The sequence below is a fragment of the Pseudomonas sp. PDM32 genome (assembly GCF_019219225.1).
Classification (GTDB): Bacteria; Pseudomonadota; Gammaproteobacteria; order Pseudomonadales; family Pseudomonadaceae; genus Aquipseudomonas; species Aquipseudomonas laurylsulfatiphila.
The window spans coordinates 468,473-485,421 of record NZ_JAHUWE010000003.1; the positions used below are offsets into that span (position 1 = coordinate 468,473).

At 57.4% G+C, this 16,949-nt stretch carries 14 protein-coding genes and 1 pseudogene; 8 read left to right on the forward strand and 7 right to left on the reverse strand.

The genetic code is table 11. From position 1 onward, the window contains the following. Window positions 1-27: 27 nt before the first annotated feature. The 3 genes and pseudogenes from KW846_RS08580 to KW846_RS29975 all read left to right on the forward strand — a co-directional run bounded on the left by KW846_RS08580 (window position 28) and on the right by KW846_RS29975 (window position 2,231). Entirely contained in the window at window positions 28-1,494 is a 1,467-nt protein-coding gene (locus tag KW846_RS08580; protein WP_218481956.1) for a DUF6861 domain-containing protein, read from the forward strand. A gap of 8 nt (window positions 1,495-1,502) precedes the next feature. Next, the gene (locus KW846_RS08585) at window positions 1,503-1,817 is read left to right on the forward strand and encodes a hypothetical protein (protein ID WP_218481957.1); all 315 of its coding nucleotides are present in this window, start codon (window positions 1,503-1,505) and stop codon (window positions 1,815-1,817) included. A gap of 170 nt (window positions 1,818-1,987) precedes the next feature. Then, a pseudogene (locus KW846_RS29975) lies at window positions 1,988-2,231 on the forward strand (hypothetical protein). A gap of 379 nt (window positions 2,232-2,610) precedes the next feature. Here the strand turns inward: KW846_RS29975 and KW846_RS08590 are convergent. The 5 genes from KW846_RS08590 to KW846_RS08610 all read right to left on the reverse strand — a co-directional run bounded on the left by KW846_RS08590 (window position 2,611) and on the right by KW846_RS08610 (window position 6,914). Beyond that, window positions 2,611-3,378: an ABC transporter ATP-binding protein gene (locus KW846_RS08590; protein WP_116583125.1), complete on the reverse strand. Its 768-nt coding sequence runs from the start codon at window positions 3,376-3,378 to the stop codon at window positions 2,611-2,613. Between the two features lie 20 nt (window positions 3,379-3,398). After that, window positions 3,399-4,112, reverse strand: a complete 714-nt coding sequence (locus tag KW846_RS08595; RefSeq protein WP_007978207.1) for an ABC transporter permease — start codon at window positions 4,110-4,112, stop codon at window positions 3,399-3,401. Then, window positions 4,109-4,798: an ABC transporter permease gene (locus KW846_RS08600; protein ID WP_102701110.1), complete on the reverse strand. Its 690-nt coding sequence runs from the start codon at window positions 4,796-4,798 to the stop codon at window positions 4,109-4,111. The genes KW846_RS08595 and KW846_RS08600 overlap by 4 nt, the downstream gene beginning before the upstream one ends. A gap of 99 nt (window positions 4,799-4,897) precedes the next feature. Continuing rightward, window positions 4,898-5,686, reverse strand: coding sequence for an ABC transporter substrate-binding protein (locus KW846_RS08605; protein ID WP_218481958.1), 789 nt, complete (start codon window positions 5,684-5,686; stop codon window positions 4,898-4,900). Between the two features lie 58 nt (window positions 5,687-5,744). Next, on the reverse strand, window positions 5,745-6,914 hold the full coding sequence (locus KW846_RS08610) for a M20 aminoacylase family protein (protein WP_218481959.1): 1,170 nt from the start codon (window positions 6,912-6,914) through the stop codon (window positions 5,745-5,747). Window positions 6,915-7,043: 129 nt separating this feature from the next. Between KW846_RS08610 and KW846_RS08615 the strand changes: the two genes are divergently transcribed. The 4 genes from KW846_RS08615 (at window position 7,044) to KW846_RS08630 (ending at window position 10,761) form a co-directional block, all read left to right on the forward strand. Further along, window positions 7,044-7,994, forward strand: a complete 951-nt coding sequence (locus KW846_RS08615; protein ID WP_007978198.1) for a LysR substrate-binding domain-containing protein — start codon at window positions 7,044-7,046, stop codon at window positions 7,992-7,994. A gap of 179 nt (window positions 7,995-8,173) precedes the next feature. Beyond that, window positions 8,174-8,752, forward strand: coding sequence for an S-(hydroxymethyl)glutathione synthase (gfa, locus tag KW846_RS08620; protein WP_218481960.1), 579 nt, complete (start codon window positions 8,174-8,176; stop codon window positions 8,750-8,752). 333 nt (window positions 8,753-9,085) lie between these two features. Further along, window positions 9,086-9,895: a glycosyltransferase family 2 protein gene (locus tag KW846_RS08625; protein ID WP_218481961.1), complete on the forward strand. Its 810-nt coding sequence runs from the start codon at window positions 9,086-9,088 to the stop codon at window positions 9,893-9,895. Window positions 9,896-9,957: 62 nt separating this feature from the next. Continuing rightward, window positions 9,958-10,761: a 2OG-Fe(II) oxygenase gene (locus KW846_RS08630; protein ID WP_218481962.1), complete on the forward strand. Its 804-nt coding sequence runs from the start codon at window positions 9,958-9,960 to the stop codon at window positions 10,759-10,761. Between the two features lie 509 nt (window positions 10,762-11,270). Here the strand turns inward: KW846_RS08630 and KW846_RS08635 are convergent. Next, a complete protein-coding gene (locus tag KW846_RS08635; RefSeq protein WP_256356643.1) occupies window positions 11,271-11,606 on the reverse strand; it encodes a hypothetical protein in 336 nt (111 codons plus the stop codon). Between the two features lie 314 nt (window positions 11,607-11,920). On the opposite strand from KW846_RS08635, the gene KW846_RS08640 reads away from it, so the two are divergent. Next, the gene (locus tag KW846_RS08640; RefSeq protein ID WP_218481963.1) at window positions 11,921-12,622 is read left to right on the forward strand and encodes an EthD domain-containing protein; all 702 of its coding nucleotides are present in this window, start codon (window positions 11,921-11,923) and stop codon (window positions 12,620-12,622) included. Window positions 12,623-12,899: 277 nt separating this feature from the next. On the opposite strand, the gene KW846_RS08645 is transcribed toward KW846_RS08640, so the two are convergent. Next, window positions 12,900-16,949, reverse strand: a 4,050-nt coding sequence (locus KW846_RS08645) for an S-layer family protein (RefSeq protein WP_218481964.1), incomplete at its 5' end; no start/stop codon positions are given.

The following is a 16,949-nucleotide window of genomic DNA, read 5'->3' on the forward strand; positions in this document are numbered from 1 at the left end:
GCCTCCTTTCAAGGACGTCACGAGTAAATGGATCTTTTAACCAACCTGCCAAGCTGGAACGACATCGAACGAAATTTCGACGAGAAATTCAATGCGTTGAATGAGGGCATTGATGACGGTTTCCAACGCGCCCACGACGGCTGGAACGGCTTTACCCGCCGCGTCAGCAACGGCACCACACAAGCCTACGGGTACGTGGGCGGACATCGGATCGATAACGTCCGCCACGCGATGGCCCTATCTGTCCCCATCATGCAGATGAACATCAGCCGCAAATGGGCGTCGATAAATATCAACGAAATTCTGCCGGTGTTGCTCCAACTGTTGCAGGAAGTTGTGATGATCGTGGGCGGTAGCGTGACGATCGGCGCCGCTCTGGGTGGAGCGGTCGGCTCGCTTGGCTTTGGTGCTGGCGCAGTGCCTGGCGCAGCAATCGGCGCTGGTGTTGGATTGCAGGTCGGTAACTTGATCATGGCGGCACTTGGGTTGTACGCCATCACCGGTTATTTCTCGGCGGGGATAGGGCCCTGCCTATCAACGATATATGAAGGTCTCTGTACCGCGTGGCAAGCTGAAGACGGCTTGAAAAATCCAGGCCTCGACCCGGCTGGCGGATCAGCGGCGATGATCCAGGAACGCAAAGAACGCGCAGCCAGACAGTTGGCCCAAGGGCAAGAGCAATTGGTGTTGCTGCTACTGACGGCAATTGTTACCTATCTCACCCGAGGGCAGATGAAAGCGGGTGTGGTCAACAGCCTCGAAAGTATTGCGACGAGAAGTGCCAAGCTTCGATCAGAGATTTCCAACAAGCCGTTCGCTGTATGGCTCACGAAAAACGAAAAACTACTTTTGGAGCATCCGGAGCTACAGATTAGGGGGGTCACTTCAGTTGAGAAGCTTGCGCGGGAAAATCAGATGCGTGAGTTTTACGCGAAGCAAGATACTGAATTCGTTTCAGCCGAAAATAAACGAAAGTCGGTAAAGACATTTGAGCCAAGGGGTTTAAGTAACCAGGAAATCCATAATTATCTCCAGAGCGCGGACGGGCAAAAATACATCGCTAAACTCGCATTGGCAGACCCTAAGGCATCATCTGCAAGTCTCTTAGAGAGAGCTTTTGGCCAAGTGGCATCAGGAAGTACTGTACCAGTTACCACTAGCATAAGAACGCCGCTTGTGAAGATCGTACCTGTGGGTGAAAAAGGCATTTCCGACTATTCACCATTTTTCACTACAATGGAAGAATTGAAGGCGGCAGCTAAGTCCGATAAAACTTTAGCGGATTCACTCGGTTTGCCGGTCATCAGCGAAAATGCCAGATATTCTATTTTTGAAATTAAGCCACTTGAGCCTACTGAAGTTTTCGTTAGCAAGGTTGCGCCAACGGTAGAATTTGGGGGTAGAATCACGAGAGCGGGAGAGGCGGCACAGTATCTGGTGCCTAATCGGCACGAGTGGTCTGCAGCAAAGCTCATTGGCGAAATCGACAATTAGGAACTAGCATGGATATTCTAGCGTTAAAACAGGCCGCAATCGAGTTGCGAAAACAACTGGAATTGTATAAAGAACAAGAATCTGCAGCCTTGGCTTTGTATGAACAAATGGAATATTTGATATCCGCAGCTGAGCGTGGTGAGATCAACACCCAAGTTGAAGCAAGGGATATACCAGGCCATCGCATCATGGATGAATCAAACCTTCGGAAATATCGCGAGCTTTCGGATGCTTACAGCAATTTTTATGTTGAACTTATCGAGGGGCGTGGCTCGGACACGCTTAAAATGATAGAAGAGATCATGAAAAAAGCCAGGCCGTAAAATAGCTACTTCTCGGTTAAACTTGCGCTGACATTCACCAAAAACCGAATTAATCGGTGATATGACAACAGCCCTACTGTTGAGCGGTCAGCAGTTTAGCTAATGGGTAACATTCCGGGCATCTGTAAGCGGCTGGCAAACCCACTTTGGCTGATTACGCTGCTTGCCACATGCGGCAGCAACTCGTCAATCTGATTCATCTTCTGCGTCGGCAGCCGCACCAGTACGTCTTTCAAATAACCACAGCCGACGCACTAACGCTGCTCCTGCACGCCATTTGTGCGGCCATTGAAGAGGTGACTAAGTGGCTCTCTGAGAGTGAAGTGGGAGTACCGCCGCTAACGCGCCATGGAAACACTGAACACGAATGCTCTAGGCATCACGGACGCCATCATGCGACTACGGAGGTTGTAGGCATCATCTAACGCCCCGCGGCCCCTCCTTCATGAGCGAGTCCCATTGCAATACGGGAAGAATCGGACTCTTTGAGGGTGGAATATTGCATCCATTTGACCTACAGGCGCCGCAGTGATGACCGACCGGGAACGGTCAAACGCTGACTGCTGCGAGGGACTAAAAACGCCCCATTGCTGCCTGTCGCGAAGGGCAGCTACCGGCCCAGAAGCAGCCGGTCGGTTGCTGTGCTGGCGTTAGTACTCGAAATTATCCTTCACGCCTGGAAAGTCGAAATACTCTCTCGGCACTGCAGTCAGAAATCCCCCTTGTGAAGTCTGTCTCCCCAGGGCACCAGCAATTGAACGCCGGTGCCTTTCTTTCGCAGATTAACGGGCAGCTACTTGAGACTCCCGGCGAGGAACTGCTGCAACCGCTCGCTTTGCGGTTGTTCCAGCAGCGTGCCTGGCGCTCCCGACTCCTCCACCCGCCCCTGATGCAGAAACATGACGTGGTTCGACACCTGCCGGGCAAACGCCATTTCGTGGGTGACGACCACCATCGTCCTGCCCTCTTCGGCCAGTTGCTGCATGACCTTGAGCACCTCACCCACCAGTTCAGGGTCAAGGGCCGAGGTCGGTTCGTCGAACAGCATCACCTCAGGCTCCATGGCCAGCGCACGGGCAATGGCCACCCGTTGTTGCTGGCCGCCGGATAAATGCACCGGGTACTGGAGCTCGACTTTTTGTGGCAGCCCCACCTTGGCAAGGTAATGGCGCGCCCGCTCCAGTGCCTGCGCCCGGCTGATACCGAGCACGCTCATAGGGCACTCAATGATGTTTTCCAGCACGGTCATGTGGCTCCACAAATTGAAGTGCTGGAACACCATCGACAACCGGCTGCGCAGGCTCCGCAGCTGCCCGGGGTCAACCACACACAGCTCGCCCCTCGAGTTTCTGCGGGTGAGCAACTCTTCGTCATTGACGACAATGCGCCCGGCCGACGGTTGTTCAAGATGGTTGATACAACGCAGGAAGGTACTTTTCCCGGACCCGGAGGAGCCGATGATGCTGATCACATCACCTGCCCTGGCCTTGAGCGAAACCCCTTTCAGCACTTCATGGTTGCCGTAGTTTTTATGGATATCTTCAACGATCAATTTATACATTCGAGCAAGTCCGATAGGGGTCAGTGCGTGCGCGGTTTGAGGTAGGCCAGCCAATGCAGTTCGCCACGTCGAAACAGCCAGATCAGGAAAAAAGCACAGGCGGCGTACAACACGCCGGCAATGCCAAAAGCAGTGAAGGATGCATAGGTCGCCGAGTTGACATCCCGGGCGATCTTCAGCAAATCGGGCACCGTGGCGGTAAAGGCCACGGAAGTGGAATGCAGCATCAGGATCACTTCATTGCTGAAAAACGGCAGCGCGCGGCGCAACGCCGACGGCAGGATAATCCGCCGATAAAGCGTGAACCGGCTCATTCCGTAGGCACTGGCGGCCTCGACTTCACCGTGGGCGGTCGCCCTGATGGCGCCGGCAAAAATCTCGGTCATGTAGGCGCAGGTATTGAGCCCGAACGCGAGCACCGTGCAGTTGAAGCCGTCACGGAAAAACGCGTTGAGAAAGTCCTGGGACCGCACCACATGCAAGCTGTACACCCCGGTGTAGAAGAACAGCAGCTGGATGTACAACGGGGTGCCACGAAACACGTAGGTGTAGCACCAGACCGGCAGGCGCAGCAGCGGGTTGCGGCTGACGCGAGCCATCGACAACGGCACCGCCAGCAAAAAGCCCATCGCCACCGCCAGAATCAGCAGCCACAAGGTCACCACCAGCCCGGAAAAGTGCGGCCCGTCACTCCACAGGTAAGCCTGCCAGTAGTTTTCGAGAATGGCGGTCATAGCGCAGCCTTCCTGACGCCGACCGAGTAGCGGCGCTCAAGCCACAGCAACACGCCATTGGAGACCGTGGTAATGGCGAGGTAAATCAGGCCGCCGACCAGGGTGAAGTAAAAGAACTGCATCGAGCCCTTGCCCGCATCCTGCGTGGCCTTGACCACGTCGGTCAGGCCGATGATCGACACCAGGGCCGTCGACTTGATCAGCACCTGCCAGTTGTTGCCGATGCCCGGCAAGGCGTGGCGCAGCATTTGTGGAAAGAGGACCTTGCGAAAGGTTTCCCCACGGGTCATGCCGTAAGCCCTCGCCGCTTCGATCTGCCCCGCCGGGACGGCCTGGAAGGCGCCGCGAAACGTCTCGGTAAAGTAGGCCCCGTAAATGAACGCCAGTGTCACGACACCGGCCAGAAACGGGTCGATGTCGATCTGAGTGATGCCCAGCCAATCGGTCATCCGGTTGAGCAACATCTGCAGGCTGAAGAACAGCAGCAACATGATCACCAGGTCCGGCATGCTGCGGATCACGGTCGTATACCCCGCAGCCAGTGCGCGCAGCAATCGATTGGACGACAACTTGGAACTGGCGCCAATCAGCCCTGCCAGCACGGCGATCAGCAATGAACAAAGCGCCAGTTTGACGGTAGCCAGGGTGCCCAGCAGGATCTGCGGGCCAAAACCTTCCAGAAGCATCTCACTCTCCTTGTTCTTGTTAGGGTGAGGTGAAGGGGGCAACAGAGCGCACGAACGAGCGCCCTGCTCAAGGTCACGACGACGGTTTACCGGGCGCCGTTACCGGGCGCCGTAGACGTCGAAATCGAAGTACTTGTCGTTGATCCGCGCGTAAGTACCGTTGGCGAGAATGGTTGCCAGGGCTTTGTTCAAGTCTTCGCGCAACGCGACATCTTCCTTGCGCAGACCAAGGCCATCGCCGACGCCGAAGAAGCCCGGGTCCTCCAGGGTGGCACCGGCAAATTCATAGTCCTGACCCGCCGCTGTTTTCAGGAAGCCGTAGCTGGCTTGAATGGCCCCCTGCAACGAGGCATCAAGCCGCCCCACTACGAGGTCGGCGTACACCTGGTCCTGATTCTGATAGGAAAGAACGTCCACGCCCTTGGAACCCCAAACCGCTTTGGCATAGGACTCCTGGGTCGAGCCCTGCTCCACACCGATGCGCTTGCCCTTGAGCGATTCAAGGGTCGGCTGCAATCCCGATCCACGTTTGGCCACCAGGCGTGCCGGTGCATTGGACACCTTGTCGGTAAACGCAATCTGCTCAAGGCGTTTGGGGGTGATGGTCATCGAAGACGCCACCGCATCGAACTTGCGCGCCAGCAGTGCCGGGATCATCCCGTCCCAACTGCTTTCCACCCAGACGCAGCGGGCTTTCAGTTCGGCGCACAACGCCTCGGCGATGTCGACCCCGAAGCCGGTCAGCGTGCCATCCTGGTTCTTGTACTCCAGCGGTGGGTACGTCGGGTCGACTCCCAGCTTCAACACCTTGCCGGACCAGTCGGCCGCCCCCGCCAGGCTCGAGGCCGTCAGGAACACCAGGGAAACGGCTGCAATCATCTTGTTCATTTTTATTCCTCTCAGACCGTAGGTTTTTTACCGGCACAACGGGTGGAAATGCGCCGTCTCAACTCAGAAAACGTTCGATCAACTTGACCCAATAGCTCGCGCCTACCGGCAGGCAGCCGTCATTGAAGTCATAGCCGGGGTTGTGCAGCAGGCACCCGCCTTCGCCCTCGCCGTTGCCGATCACCAGATAGCTGCCGGGGCACTTTTCCAGGACAAAGGCAAAATCCTCGCTGGCGGTGAATGGTCGCAAGTCATCGATCAGGTGTTCATCTCCCAGCCACTCGCGGGCGACCTCATGGGCAAATGCCGTCTGTTCGGGATCGTTGATCAACACCGGATGGCAGTGCTGGTAATCGATGTGGACCCGGGCGCCGAAACTCTCGGCCTGGCCCTTGACCAACTCGGTGATCCTGACCTCCAGCAACCGGCGAACCTCGGGGGTCAGGGCACGTACGCTGAGGCTCAAGTCGGCGCTGGACGGGATGACGTTCGAGGCGCTTCCGGCTTGCAGGGAGCCCACGGTGATGATCGCCATCTCCTGCGGGTTGACGTTGCGCGAGACGATGCTTTGCAGGGCCATCACGATCGAGGCGCCGACCACCACCGGGTCGACGGCTTTGTGCGGCACCGCGCCATGGCCGCCGTTGCCGATGATCTTGATGTTCACCGTGTCGGCAGACGCCATGAACGGTCCGCTGTAAAAACCCAAATGCCCGACGGGATAACCCGGCACGTTATGCATGGCGAAGATCGCGTCACACGGAAACCGTTCGAGCAGTCCGTCCTCCAGCATTTTCCTGGCCCCCCCCAGCCCCTCTTCCGCCGGTTGGAAAATCAGGTGCACAGTGCCGTTGAATGCCCGTGTCCGGGCCAGATACTGACCCGCCGCCAGCAGGATGGCGGTATGACCGTCGTGACCGCAGGCATGCATGACACCGTCTATCCGGCTGGCATAAGGCACACCGGAGGTTTCCTGGATCGGCAACGCATCCATGTCGGCGCGCAAGCCAATGGACCGACCCTCGCCATTTTTCAGGGTGGCAACGACCCCGGTCTTGCCCACCCCGGTGCTGACCTCAAAGCCCCACTGAGTCAGACACGCGGCAACCCGCTCACTTGTGACGAACTCTTCAAAACCCAGCTCAGGGTGCGCGTGAATGCTGTGACGTATCGCGATCATTTCATCTTGCATCGCGGCAATACCAGGCAGGACCAAACCGGCATTCATGAGTGTTCTCCTTCGAGGGCTGTGCGGCAGCGAAAGCGCTGTTGGGCTCGATCTTAAGGAACTGGCGCTGGGCTGGGGAGGCGCAGTTTGGTTATGATGGCAACCATGAGTTGTCACCAGGGTGAGCAGATGAAACTGCATCAATTACAGGCGCTGATTGCCAGCGCCGAAACCGGCAGCATCCGCGCGGCCGCTCGTTCGCTGGAGATTTCCCAGGCTGCGGTGACCAAAGCGTTGCGCGAACTGGAAACCAGCCAGCAGCTACCGCTGTTTACCCGAACCTCCAGCGGTCTGAACTTCACCGAATACGGCAAAGTGCTGCTGACTCATGCCCGGCTGGTGATCAAGCAACTGGAGCACGCACAGACCGAGCTCGATCACATGCGCGGGAAGGCCCAGGGCCGGCTCTGTGTCGGGATCACCCCATGGGTTGCCCTGACCTTCCTGCCCGAAGTCGTGTCGGTTTTTCGCGAGCGTATGCCACAAATCAGGCTGGAGCTGTACGAAAGCCTGATGGCCGTTGCCCAACCGCTGTTGCGCGACGGCAGCATGGACTTCGCGATTGGCCAACTCCATCCCACCCAATCGACCCAGGAATTCGCCAGCGAAACCTTGCTCGATTACCAGACCTCGGTGCTGGTCCGCGAGGGGCACGCCCGACAGCATGCGCGATCGATCCACGAGCTACTGGAAGAAAACTGGACCCTGAACTACGCGCCGGACGGGCACGATGGGCTGATGCAGGAACTGTTCTGGAAACACGGCGCGCAGATTGACGAAAATCGAATCGTGCGTGCTCATTCACTGGCCATTTTGCAGATGATGGTCGAGCGGGCCGACATGTGCACCTGGGGGCCTTCCATCGTGAGCACAGCCCCGCCATTCCTGGGGCGCGTGGTATCCCTGGGGTTGGCCGAGCAGTTCGAGCCCCGGCAGCTGAGCATCGTGACGCGCCGCGATGGCGCTCTGAGCAATCCGGCAGTCTGTTTCACCGAGTGCTTATTGCAGGTCATTCGGCGCCATGCGCGTTCGGCCAAAAAAGAAGACCGCGCGCTGTTTGAAACCTTGCGGCTGCGGTGAGGTGAGCCTGGCCGCGCTCAAGGCGTCATCGCAGACTATTCTTGATCTGGGTAACCCACCGGTCGCACCGAAGGAGGTCTCTCGTTGATGCACTGTGTCCTTTTCAAAATCCGCTGATCCAACGGTCTGGGGCACAGCCCCAGGCACCTTTGTCTGCCCCCTGAAACGGAGACGCCAGCATGAGCACCTTGCAACTTCACCCCGCACTGGACAATGGCATCCAACCCGCCGCCGCGAATTTCACCGGTGGCACCCTGCAATGCCTGTGTGCGACCGACAAGGTCGAAGTCAGGATCGACGCGCAAACCCTGCATAACCACGCGTGCGGCTGCAGCAAATGCTGGAAACCACAAAACGCGATATTTGCCGTCATCGCCGTGGTGCCTCGAGATAAGGTCAGCGTCATTGCCCACGGCGAAAAACTGGAGATTGTCGACGCAGCCGCCACCATCCAGCGCCACGCCTGCAAGCAGTGTCACGCCCATCTCTTCGGGCGCATCGAGAACAAGGACCATGCGTTTTATGGCCTGGACTTCGTCCACACCGAGCTTTCGCCACAGAGCGGATGGGCGGCGCCGGGATTCGCGGCGTTCGTGTCCTCCATCATCGAAACCGGCACACCGCCAGCGCAAATGAAGGCTATCCGCGAGCGCTTGCGCTCGATCGGCCTGGAACCCTATGACTGCCTGTCGCCGGACTTGATGGACGCACTGGCGACCCATGTCGCCAAACAGAGAGGTCTGCTGCCCGCCGCCTGATCGACCGGCCGCCGCGGTTTCTTTTCCGGACCGCGGCGCCGATTCACCTTGAGATTGAATCCAGTCCCCCCGCCCCCGGAGGGACTCATATGCCCCCACCGATGTAACGAACTATTTCGTGGATATTTACCTATAGAGAGGATCCTTATACGATGAGGCCCGCATCCACTGCTCTCCCTCAGACGCGAGTAAGCCATCTAAATTTAGTGCATGACAAAGCGACTTGAAAATTGAGCTTTACAGACGAAAAACATTGCGCGGGCAAATACGCGAAACCGGATACGGACTCAATCGCCCCCACCTATAAATACAATATCATTGAGCACCCGAACAATGAACAGCACTAGCCCCCCGACTGAATTCCCCAATAACTTCAGCATCGTCATCGTGAATTACAAGACACCGGAAATCACCAAGATATGCTTAGAGTTATTGCACCAGCACGTGGGTGGCCACAACGTCCCAATCTGGGTGGTTGACAACTACTCGGCCGATGAAAGCACTGAATACTTGCGAACACTGGACTGGATCAACTTGATCGAACGATCCGTTTCCGAACCGGAAGCAGGTCATATCGCGCACGGCAAGGCACTCGACATGGTGCTGGAGCGAGTCGAAACCGATTATTTGATCCTGATGCATACCGACACGTTCGTTTTCGATAAAAATGTCTTTCCGATGATACTGAACAAGTGCATCAATAATAAAAAAGTCGCAGCCGTCGGGTGTGTAGAGCAATTAAATCGTGGCACCGCGAGAACGCTTTGGCGCTTTAGTTCGCGACTGTTCAAACACCACTACAGACGCATTAAAACCTCCATGGGGCTACGTTCCAGAGAACCAAAACCCTATAGAGAGGTCTATTTGAAGAGTTTCTTCACATTGTGGAACTGCAAACTCGTCAAACAGCACGGGATGCACTTCTCGATGGATGATCGTGTTCCTGGATATACCCTTCAAGACCGAATGACCCAACTTGGTTATGTCGTTGAAACTTTATCGCCACGTAAAATCTTCAGCTATCTCGATCATATCCAGGCGGGGACTGTTGCAGCGGCTGGCGGCTATGGAAAGACTCATAGACGAACCAAAATGTACAATAATATACTTAAGCGCCTGAACAAGGGTGACGGCAAGGCTTAAGCTACGCCGACACGCATAAGCCAGCCACCCGCAGGTCGTTATATCAAGTTATCGGAGCAATAATGGCAGTCATCACTCAGGCACTACCCATCACCCTCTCACCGGAGCTTGATTTCGACCAGAACGACGCCAGCGCCTTTGGTGAGTCATTGACCAGCCAATATGTCCAGGCCACGCCATTTCCGCACATCGTCATCGACAACTTCTTGCACGAAGACCTGATTGCAAGCATTTGCTCGAACTTCCCGGTCGAGCCAACCAACAACGAAATGCTCTACGAGCGCGGCTATAAAGGGCAACGAAAGCGTCAAATCAGCCCCAACGAATGCTCTCCGTTTTTAAAGACTGTTTTCAATGCTTTCAACTCGGCGCCCATGCTGCAGTTTCTTGAGAAGTTAACCGGCATCGAAGGCTTGATACCTGACCCCTACTTTACCGGTGGTGGCTTGCATGAAACGAAAAGCGGCGGTTTCCTGGGGGTGCACTCGGACTTCAGGCTCAACAAGAAGCTTAACGTCGAGCGCAGGCTGAATATCATTATTTATCTGAACGAAGACTGGAAAGAGGAGTATGGAGGCAACCTGGAACTTTGGGATGTCAACATGAAAACCTGCCTTAAAAAGGTCTTACCCATTTACAATCGCTGCGTCGTTTTCAATACAGACAAAGACAGCAACCATGGGCACCCGGAGCCTTTGACGACCCCAGAGCACATCACTCGCAGGTCTATAGCGCTTTATTACTACACCGCCGGCACCTTGGCGATCGATCCCGCGCAAAGAAACAAAACCCACTACAAACCAAGGCCCAAAGATCGTTTCAGCCTCAAGTACTACATGAACAAATTAATCAAGAAGAAAAACTGAGCCATATCGCCAGACGATTGAGTTCGTGCTTTTCAGGCTTTAGTTCGGTCGCGAGTAGCTCCGTCGGGCACCACGCCGGCAAGCCGAAAGCCCCTGGATCGCTCCTGCTGCAAGGGTAACGGAACGGAAACGTGAGCGAGGGTGTCAGCTGTTTAGACACCCCTGTTTCTTCCCTCAACCCAAATGAAGCGGTGAAGTCATGAACAATATTATCTACCTCGTTGGCGCCGTCGTGATCGTCCTGTTTATCCTGTCGTTTGTCGGCATGGTCTGATTCAGACTGCCAGATCCCAAAGGCAAAAAAGCCCGCTCAATAGCGTAACGCTGTTCACTTAAGCGCGGTGCTTCAGGCACACCTACTTTTGTGGCGAGGGAGCTTGCTCCCGCTGGACTGCGTAGCGGCCCCAAAAATGTGACAACAATGCCACTATTTGTGAGTGCTACGCACTCAAGCGGGAGCAAGCTCCCTCGCCACGGGTTCAGTGTCGGCCGTAAGTGAATCGGCTTTTTTATGGCACGCGGCTCAAACCCTTGCGCAAATCGTCCTCCAGCTTTCGACAAACCTCCGCGATGATGCTTTTTCCGGCTGCCGGGCCGGAGTAGCTGTCTATTTCCTCGCGGCATTGTTCGGCGGCCTCACGGGCCTGCATGCTTTCCCTGTCTTGCGATGTGTTGCTGACATAAAAGCCGACTGCCAGGTACAAGGTGATTGCGACAGTGATTCCGACGACGATCTTGCCGACCCGACCAATTTTCTTTTCTGACGGTATTGGGCATCCGGGCGAGATTCGTATTTTTTGCCTGAGGTCGGATTGGCAGTGTTTACATAAAATGGCTTCAGCCATGATGACTTCCGCGCAATAGGGGCAACTCGTTTTTCCAGCCTCCACAGATGAAACTCCTTTTTCAAAACGAGATTCTAACATTGGGTTCGGGGGCGAGAGACAGCGTTGCTGCTCAGCCGGTTGATTCCACAGCCAGAAACGGACAGTCGAGCGTGCGCCCGAACCCAAAGCGCCGGCATCTCCCCACTTTTTTTGTTGAATAGTCTGTTTGAGGTATTACCGAGGGCTGAGTTTGATCAACCATGACGCCAGTATTTTCCCACGTGTCTGCACGGTTGCTTCATCCAACAATCATAACGAGGCGCTTGATCGCTATGGAAAAAGTCATCTATCTGCTGTGGCGTGATGCTCAAGTCAGTCCTGATACCTTCACCCATCGCCTGCGCAGTGAAGTCGCCGGGCAATTGCTGGCACTCGGTGCCTGTAGCGTGCAATTGAACCTGTCCGATGTCGATGTGCAACCCGCAGCCGGACTGCGCCAGGAAAACAACCGACCACTGCCCGATGCCAGCCTGTCGCTGTGGCTGGACAGTGCCAACGGGCCCGCTCGTCGTCCTTTCGACAGCGTCATCACGGCCGCAACGGCACGCATGGCTGCCTACCTGGTATGCGAGTCGGTAGCCATCGCCAATACTCGCTTCCCTTCAACGCCCGGCGAACGTACTCACGGGTTCGCCCAGTTGGCCCTGCTGACCCGACCTCCGCGTCTGACGCCCGAAGCCTGGCTGGACATCTGGCGCAACCATCACACTGAGGTGGCCGTAGACACGCAGGACAACTTCCAATATGTACAAAACCTGGTGGTGTTGGCGCTGTCGCACGGTGCGCCAAGGATCGATGCCATAGTCGAGGAATGTTTCCCACCCGCTGCCATGACCGATCCCCGGGCCTTTTTCGATGCAGTGGGCGACGAAGCGAAATTCCAGCGTAACCTGGCGACGATGATGGACAGCTGCAGCCGATTCCTCGATTTCGACAAGATCGACGTGCTGCCTACCAGCCAGTACTGTCTGTAGGACCGGGTAATCGCCAAGCGTGCCCCCGGATCACAGCCTTATTCAGACTACTGCAACAGGGGTGACGAAGTAGTCGTGCCAAATTGCGAGCTGCCCCCAGAGTGAGTTGGTTATCGAAACCCCTTTGCTGACTTCGATGGGATGACCGCTTCACGCGCTGAGCAAGTCAGTCAACCCACATCGAAGTTCTTGAAAATACCTCCCACAGACCCCTTCGTGGATTTATCCGCGATGGGGTCTGCAACCGCACAGCAACGAGTGGCCGGCAGCAAAAGCATCATACCGCCAGGATAAAGTCCGCCTGATCGATACCTGCACTGCTGACCCCGACAAGGCGAATGGAGTCCACGCCGATCCCGATCACCGTGTCCGCCCCGTCAGCGGCAATGCTCACGTTGGCAGCGAACGTCTCGCTGTTGATCCCCGTCCCCGCAATATTGAGCAAGTCCTGCCCTCCGCTCGGATTGAGGTCGAAGTCCTGGATCGAGTCGTTGCCGAAGCCTGCGGCAGCAAACATGAAGGTATCGTTGCCGAGGCCGCCGTAGAACGTGTCGTCGCCCTGCCCGCCGAGGAACAGATCATCACCCGCACCGCCGACCAGCGTGTCGTTGGCCAGACCGCCCAGCATCCTGTGGTTTGCCGCCGCTGCATCGTAGGCCAGCTCACTGCCACTGCCCTCGGCGTTGGCCTGCAAGCCGGCCGCCGCGTATTGGCCATTGAGCGTGATCTGCGCCGCATGTGCGCCGTCACTCACCGTCAGCAGGCCGCCGGTGCCTGTGTCATTCGCGGCATAGGTGATCTGCGTATCGGCGCCGAACGCCACATCGCCAAAGTCCAGCTTGTCACCCGCGGCAAAACCGCTGACGCTGCCACTGAACGCCGTCGACACATCAAGCTTGAGCGTGCCTGCCGCGCCGCTGTCGAACGTCACATGCTGATCGGAGGCCGCACCGAATTCCAGCATCGCCGAACCGCTGATAGTCGCGCTTCCCTCGCCTGCGGCATCTCCGTGAAGGGTGATATTGCCATCGTTCGCCCACAGGGTACCGCTGTTGACGAGTGCACTTTCAATGACCAGTCCGCCGCTGCCGCTGGCTTGCAGCACCCCCGTGTTGGTGACGGCGCTACTACCGGTATCGATCACCAGCGCATTGACGCCGCTGGCAAGGATCAGGCCCGAGTTGACCAGCATCATCTGCCCCGCGCCCAACTGCCCGGCACCCGAGATAGTGTTGTCGGCATTGGTGAGTACCGTGTCGGCGCTGCCGCCGAAAATCACATTGTGCGCGTTGTCGGATAGCAGCACCTGGCCGCCACCGGTCAAGGTCGCGCCACGGAACAGAATCTCAAGGCTGGTCTCGTTGCCGCTGGAGCCGAGCTCGATGGTGCCGCTGTTATGGATGCTGCCACCGAACGGCATGATCGCGCCGTCGGCAATGGTGAGGGTGCCGGCGTTGTTGGTGAGCGGATCGACATCGAACTGGAAGTTCGCTTCGCTCAAGTTCGCGGCATCGACACCTTTCAGAGTGACCGTCTGACCCGAGCTTATGCTGACCAATGCATTGCCATTGGCGTCATTAGTGATACTCAAGTCAGCAAAGCCGGTGACGCCCGTGAAGCCGATCATGTCGATCTTGTCTGCCGTGGCATCGAAACTGTAGATCTGATTGTTGCCGATCGGCTGGGCGAAGACGAAGGTGTCGGTACCGGACGAACCGGTCAGGTTGTCGTCAGCGGACAGGGCGAAGATCGGCGTGTCGGGGGCAAAGGCCTCGACGTTATTGAATACATAGGAACTGCCCACACTGCCGTCGGCGTTAGTCCAGGTCATGTTGATGTGGAGTACCGCAGCGCCCGCGAAGCCTTCTGGTGTTGTCACGGTCAACGCTCCGGGATCGCTGGTCTGCACGGTCCAGGTGCCGTCGCCGTTGTTGATTCCGGCGTTTAGAGTCCAATTTGACGGAACGTCGGCAATTGTGACAACAAAGCTATCGCTCAGGCCTGCCGATGGATCAGCAATCGCAAGGTTAATTGCTTCTCCGGACACTCCCGCAGGGTAAGTCAGGCTAATGCTAGTTGCAGCACTCACGTTGCCTGCCGCGTCCATAGCCGTGACAAATAGCGTCTTGGTACCCGTAAACTTGCCAGCCAAATCAATATTGGCGAATTGACCGCCGGTATTGGTCGTTCCGGTCCCAATTTCTGTGTCGCCGGCGCCAAACACGCCATTGCCATTGTCCAGGTAAACCTTAATGAATGAATTAGCTTCGGCGCTCCCTGAAAGCTTATGGTTTGTACCGGAGTTGTTGTAAGTCAGCCCAGTCGGTGAAGCTGGCGGTGTTGTATCAATCGGAGTTTCAACGACGTTCTGCACGTTTACCGTAATCGTCTGCGTATCGATTCCGCCACTGGCGTCGGCCACCTGAACATCCACAACGTAGGCGTTGTCGCCATCGGTACCACCGACATCCTGGGGACTCTCGTAATCGGGCGCCGAATTGAACGTCAGCACCCCACTCGAACTGATCGAGAACTTGCTGAAGTCCGTCCCGGCCGTATTCAGGATCGAGTAGCTCAGCGTCTGCGCTGGTAGATCAGCATCGGTCGCCGACACTGTCGAGACCGCCGTGGTGTTCTCCGCCACGTTGATCGAAGCCGTCGCACCGCCACCGTTGGAAATGATCGTCGGTGAGTCGTTGCTGCCGGCGATATGCACGGTGACCGAAGTGAGGGTGCCGTCGGCACTACTCACCGCGAAGGTGTCGGTGTAGGTGGTACCGGCGGCGAACTCGTTGTGGGCGGAGTTGGCGACGTAGGTCCAGGCACCGCCGGTGCCGATGGAAAACTGGCCGTAGCTGCCGGCGGTGTTGGTTTGGGCGACGAAGGTTGCGGCGCTGTCGACGTCGCTGATGGTCAGGCTGCCGGTGGTGGAAATGTCGACGGCGGCATTAGTCTCGGTGAGGTTGGCGATGTCGGCGGACAGCACGGCCGCATCATTGGTGCCGAGGATATTCACGGTGACCGAAGTGAGGGTGCCATCGGCACTGCTCACCGCGAAGGTGTCGGTGTAGGTGGTACCGGCGGCGAACTCGTTGTGCGCGGAGCTGGCGACGTAGGTCCAGGCACCGCCGGTGCCGATGGAGAACTGGCCGTAGCTACCGGCGGTGTTGGTTTGGGCGACGAAGGTTGCGGCGCTGTCGACGTCGCTGATGGTCAGGGTGCCGGTGGTGGAAATGTCGACGGCGGCATGGGTCTCGGTGAGGTTGGCGATGTCGGCGGACAGCACGGCCGCATCATTGGTGCCGAGGATATTCACGGTGACCGAAGTGAGGGTGCCGTCGGCACTACTCACCGCGAAGGTGTCGGTGTAGGTGGTACCGGCGGCGAACTCGTTATGGGCAGAGTTGGCGACGTAGGTCCAGGCACCGCCGGTGCCGATGGAGAACTGGCCATAGCTGCCGGCGGTGTTGGACTGCGCTTGGAAGCTTTCCGGGCTGTCGATATCGCTAATGGTCAGGCTGCCCCCGGTGGTCAGCGGAGCATTGGTTTCACTCAGCGTAACGCTGGCCGAGGACAGCACGGCGGCGTCGTTGCTGCCGGTGACGGTGATAGTCACCTGCTGGGTGTCGACGCCACCCAGGCCATCGCTGACCTGCACGCTGAATACTTCGTTGTGACTCTCGCCCGCCTTCAGCGCCTGCACAGCACTGGCAACGCCATCGGTGCCGTTGGCCAGGGTGTAGGTCCACTGACCGCTGGTGTTCACGGCGATTGAGCCGTAGGTGCCGGTATTTGACCCGGCAATGCTCCAGGTCGCCGTGGCGTCATGATCGATGTCGGCCGAGCTGAGCTGGCCGGTTACGCTGAGCGTGGTGTCTTCCTGCACCGCGCCCGCATCATTGCCCGTTGCGAAATTCAGCACGGGTGCGTCGTTGCTGCCGGTGATGGTGATCGTCACCTGCTGGGTGTCGACGCCGCCGAGGCCATCGCTGACCTGCACGCTGAATACTTCGTTGTGGCTCTCGCCCGCCTTCAGCACCTGCACCGCATTGGCAACGCCATCGGTGCCGTTGGCCAGCGTGTAGGTCCACTGGCCGCTGTTGTCCACGGCGATCGAGCCGTAGGTACCGGTTGACGAGCCATTGATGCTCCAGGTCGCCGTGGCATCGTGATCAATGTCGGCCGAGCTGAGCTGGCCGGTCACGCTGAGCGTGGTGTCTTCCTGCACCGCGCCGGCATCGTTGCCGGTCGCGAAGCTGAGCACCGGCGCGTCGTTGCTGCCGGTGACAGTGATCGTCACCTGCTGGGTGTCGACGCCGCCGAGGCC